General features: G+C 73.4%; 4 protein-coding genes. 2 read left to right on the top strand and 2 right to left on the bottom strand.

From position 1 onward, the window contains the following. Positions 1-34: 34 nt before the first annotated feature. Positions 35-1,531, bottom strand: a complete 1,497-nt coding sequence (locus tag C1I98_RS36005; RefSeq protein WP_111171764.1) for a M48 family metallopeptidase — start codon at positions 1,529-1,531, stop codon at positions 35-37. A 308-nt stretch (positions 1,532-1,839) separates the two neighbouring features. Between C1I98_RS36005 and C1I98_RS36000 the strand changes: the two genes are divergently transcribed. Beyond that, complete coding sequence (locus C1I98_RS36000; RefSeq protein ID WP_111171765.1) at positions 1,840-2,028, top strand: DUF5999 family protein; 189 nt, start codon at positions 1,840-1,842, stop codon at positions 2,026-2,028. A gap of 199 nt (positions 2,029-2,227) precedes the next feature. Further along, on the top strand, positions 2,228-2,473 hold the full coding sequence (locus C1I98_RS35995) for a metallothionein (RefSeq protein WP_199537479.1): 246 nt from the start codon (positions 2,228-2,230) through the stop codon (positions 2,471-2,473). Between the two features lie 8 nt (positions 2,474-2,481). Here C1I98_RS35995 and C1I98_RS35990 read toward each other — a convergent pair. Continuing rightward, positions 2,482-4,306: serine/threonine-protein kinase (locus tag C1I98_RS35990; RefSeq protein WP_146607851.1), on the bottom strand; the 1,825-nt coding region annotated here is incomplete at its 5' end.

The raw sequence follows: 4,306 nt of genomic DNA, 5'->3' as shown, positions 1-4,306 counted from the left end.
GCCCTACCAGGACGTCTGCCGCGCGTAGCGCGGGTCAGCCGACGGGCGCGGCCCGCGTGGCCGGTGGCGTGTAGTCGGGCGCGATCCCCTGCTCGGCCAGCCACTCGCGAAGACCGGGGATGGACGACGGGTCGCTCGCGACCTTGGCGGCGTAGTGCGACAGCGCCACCTCCTCGCCGTCGGTGTAGAGCAGCCGGGCCGGGCCCGACCACGACAGCCGCCAGCGGGCCTCACCGTGCTGGATCAGCACCGCCTCCAGCGCCTGCCCGAGCACGCCGCCGAGCAGCGTCTCCGATGGATTCCAGCCGAGCCGGCGCAGTTCGTGCGTGAGCGCCGCGGCCTGCCCCCTGGCCAGCGCCTCGAAGGCCGCGTCCAGGTACGGCAGCGGCGTGCCCATCACCCGCTGCCCGGCCACGGCGAGGTCGTGCAGCGCCTCGGCGTTGCGCATCTCGTACATCGCCGCCGCCACCATGTCCTCCCACGGCACCGGCCGCAGCGTGGCCAGGGCCTGCGGGGACCAGATGGTGCCCTCCACGGCGTTCGCCGCGACCGCCGGATCGACGAGCAGCGCCGTGGCCGGCCGCCGGTCGGGGACGTGCCCGGGGTCGGGCAGCGCGGCGATGGCGGCCAGCCGTTCGGCGAGGCTGGGATGGGAGTCGTAGGGCGAGGTGGTCTCCGGCTCCCCGGCGGCGGAGGCGAGTTCGGCCTGCCTGCCCGGTTCGGCCAGCATCGCCGAAAAGCCCGCCATGACCTGCGCCGGGCGGCTGCCCGCCGCGCCCGCCATGCTCACGTAGCCCGACATGAACAGGTCCCAGCCCAGCGCGGTGAAGCGGACCTTGCGCAGCGCGCCGCTCATCGCCTCACGGCCCGCGATGGCGACCGCGAACCGGTCGGCCTCCAGCTCCTGACGCCGCGAGACGGCCTGGGACACGCGCATGTAGAGCTTGGCGTACGCGAGGAAGACGCGTTGCAGCACGGGGTGGCGGCCCAGGTGGCCGACGGCCGCGCCGAGCGCCACCCTGCCCCGGTAGACCGGCGCGCCGAGCCGGGTGTGCGCGCCGCTGTAGTGGCCGAGTTCGTGCCCGAGCACCGCGCGCATCTCGTCCACCGTGAGGGCCTGGAGCAGGGGCAGCCCGATGTACATCCGGCGGCGGGTGGCCATCAGGCCGAGCAGCCGCGTCTCCTCGCCCACCGCCGCGTTGACCTCGGCCACCAGCCGGATCTCGTCGGGCGGGGCGGTGCGCACCCGCTGGGCCAGGTCCGTGACGACCCGCCAGAGCTCCGGCTCCTGCCGCCGATCCACGGCCACGCCCGGTTCCTCGCCCGGTCGGGCCCGGCTGACCATCCACAGCGCCCTGGCGAGCGCGATGGCGGCGAGCGTCAGTACGGCGGCCACCTGGATGCCACGGGCGTGGAAATCGACGAACAGGTAAACGTCGAAGAAGACTGCGCCGGCGAAGATGAGACCGACCAGCGCGTAGAAACCCGCGAGCAGGGTGAAGGCCAGGGCGGCCCGTAGTGCGGTGGTCATCGAGGGAAGGACTCCAGGGGCGACGACATTGCCCACAAAAATAGTGGAATTCCCTGCGTAATATGACGAATCCTCGGGTGTGGGCCGCCGGCCGCGCAGGTCCGCGCCGGGGTGTCCAGGTCCGCATCGGCCACCGGCGCCGGCCGACGTTGTGCGAAGGTTCAGTGTTCTGCAAGCGGTTCTTCAGCGGCGTGGAACATTCTGGAGTCGTGAAGGTGCATGGCCCCGTCGAGCAGGAAAAGTGTCGGTGGCGCTCGGCAGAATGGGACATGCACGCACGCACGAGCGCCACCCTGAGAGGTGCCATCATGTGCCAGCACCAGCCGACCTGCCCCAACGCCTACTCTGCCGACCGCGAGGCCGCACACGTCATCGCCGCGCACCCCGACCAGGGGTGGAGCCTGCTGTGCAACGGCGTCCTGCTCTTCGAGGACACCGGCCTGCTGCTGCCCGACGGCCGCGCGGTCGATCCGCACCGGGCGCCGGTCGCGGCCTAGCGCCGCCCGGTCGCCCGGTCGCGCCGCATTTGCGCGACGCCGCCCGTGGCGGCACGGCGACCTGCCTTCGGCGGAGGCAGGCAGGACGCCGTCCCCGCCCGGGTGGCCGTAACTTGCCGATGCGCGGGCGACTTGATGGCCCGGCCCCGGGTAGTCCTCCTTCGGAGCACGCGTTCGGGACGCGATGGGGGAGAGACCGTTGGCACGCTGTGAGACCTGCGGAAACGACTACGACATGGCTTTCGAGATCCGGGCGCAGGGGGTGACCCACGTCTTCGACTCATTCGAGTGCGCGATCCAGCGGATGGCCCCGGTGTGCGAGCACTGCGGCTGCCGGGTGATCGGGCACGGCGTACAGGCCGGCGACCGGTGGTACTGCTGCGCGCACTGCGCCCGCGAGGAGGGCGCCGACCAGATCGTGGACCGGGTGGGCGCGCCGGCCTGAGCGGCCGGTCAGTTCGCGGTGAACCACAGGGTGACGTCGCCGAACTCGGCGACCGGCCCTTCGGCCAGCGTGCGCACGGCCGTGCCACGCCGGTCCAGCATGATCACCTCGGTGGTCCGGGTGTCCGACCGCACCGCGAGCAGGTGCAGGTCGTCCAGCCAGCCCTGGACGACGACCCGCTCGGGCAGCGGCACCGACGCCCGCCGCGCGCCGGAGGCGGCGTCCCACAGGCAGACGCTCACCGAGAAATCCGGGCAGGCCGTGCCGAACACCGTGCCCACCCACGACTTCGCCGCGTTCATGCCCAGCAGCCGGCCGACGCCGGGAAACGAGCGCAGCACCCTGCCCTTGAGATCGTGTACCGCCACCGCGCCTCCCGCGCTCTGGTGCAGCACCGTCGAGCCGTCCCCGCCCCAGTAGTAGGCCGAGTCGTGCCCTCCGGGCAGGGACACCACCGAGGCGGTCCGCGCCGCCGGATCGACGACGACGAAACCGTCGGTCTCCTTGCGTCCGGTGCCGGGCTCGGGATAGATGGTCAGCAACAGCAGCCGGCCATCGCTGCGCCACGCCGGAGAGGCGGTGTACGCCGGCCTGGCGACGCTCCTGATCCGCACCTCCTGCCCGCGCACCCGGTCGGCGATCCGGATCGTCTCGAAGCTCGGGTCGGTCAGGGCGCCGGCGGTCACGGAGGCCACATAGCCGCCGCCCGGTGAGGTGACCGGCTCTTGGTAGCCCCCGTAATAGGCGAAGCGGCGGGTGCGCGGGTCGCGCACGTAGGACGGAAACCCGTCACTCTCCCCGCGGCGGTCGATGTAGCTGGAGACCGACACGGGGTCGGCGGCGTTCTCGCGCAAAATGATCCCGGTGCCGGGGATGCGGAATTCGGAGGTCGACTTCACCGGCATCCGGCCGCCCTTGGGCGCGGGAGCCGTGGGAGGGGCCGATCTCGGCTCGGTGGGCCCGGCCGTACGGGTGAGCAGGACGCCCGCCGTGACCGCCACCGCCACCGCGCAGGCCGCGGCCACAAGCACGACCGGCCACCGGCGGCGGCGCGCGGGAGGGGCGGCCGACTCCTGACCCTCGGCCAGCAACCGCACCTCGGGCACCGGATGGCCGAGCAGGGTGAGCAGCGCCTGGGTCGCGGTGGGACGCGCCTCCGGGTCCTTGGCCAGGCAGCGCGCGACCAGCTCGCGCAGCTCGCCGTCCAGGGCGCCGAGGTCCGGGTCGGTGTGCAGGATGCCGGCGATCACGGCCGGCAGGTCGCCCGACCCGAACGGCGGGCGGCCGGTCGCCGCGCACACGATCGTGGACCCCCAGGCGAACAGGTCCGCGGGCGGCCCCGAGGGCAGCCCGGCGAACTGCTCGGGCGCCATGAACGGCGGGGTGCCGAGCAGCCCCTCGCCGGTGGTCTCGGCGGCGTCCAGCGCGCGCGAGATGCCGAAGTCGATCACCCGCGGGCCGTCCCTGCTGAGCAGCACGTTCCCCGGCTTGAAGTCCTGGTGCACCACCCCGGCCTGGTGGATGGCGGCCAGCGCGGTGAGCGTGCCGATCGCCACGCGGCGCAGCTCGGCCCCGCTCATCGGCCCGCGTTCCTTGATCACCTGCGCCAGGCTGGGCCCGTCCACGAACTCGCTGACGATGTACGGCACGCCGCCCGACTCGCCGGTGTCCAGCACCTGGGCGGTGCAGAACGCCTTCACCCTGCGGGCGAGCCCGATCTCGCCGGCCCACGCGCCGCGGGCGTCGCCATCGGCCAGGCCCGCCTGGATCAGCTTGATCGCCACCCGCTCACCGCCCGGCCCCTCGCCGAGCAGGACGACCCCCTGCCCGCCC

The organism is Spongiactinospora gelatinilytica (assembly GCF_003236385.1).
In the GTDB taxonomy this organism is placed as follows: domain Bacteria; phylum Actinomycetota; class Actinomycetes; order Streptosporangiales; family Streptosporangiaceae; genus Spongiactinospora; species Spongiactinospora gelatinilytica.
The sequence above is the reverse complement of the archived record's forward strand: the minus strand, read 5'-3'. Positions and strand labels throughout refer to the sequence as shown.

Excerpts from the sequence above, each read along its gene's own strand:
- C1I98_RS36005 (WP_111171764.1), bottom strand. The coding sequence starts at position 1,531 with ATGACCACCGCACTACGGGCCGCCCTGGCCTTCACCCTGCTCGCGGGT.
- C1I98_RS36000 (WP_111171765.1), top strand. The coding sequence starts at position 1,840 with ATGTGCCAGCACCAGCCGACCTGCCCCAACGCCTACTCTGCCGACCGC.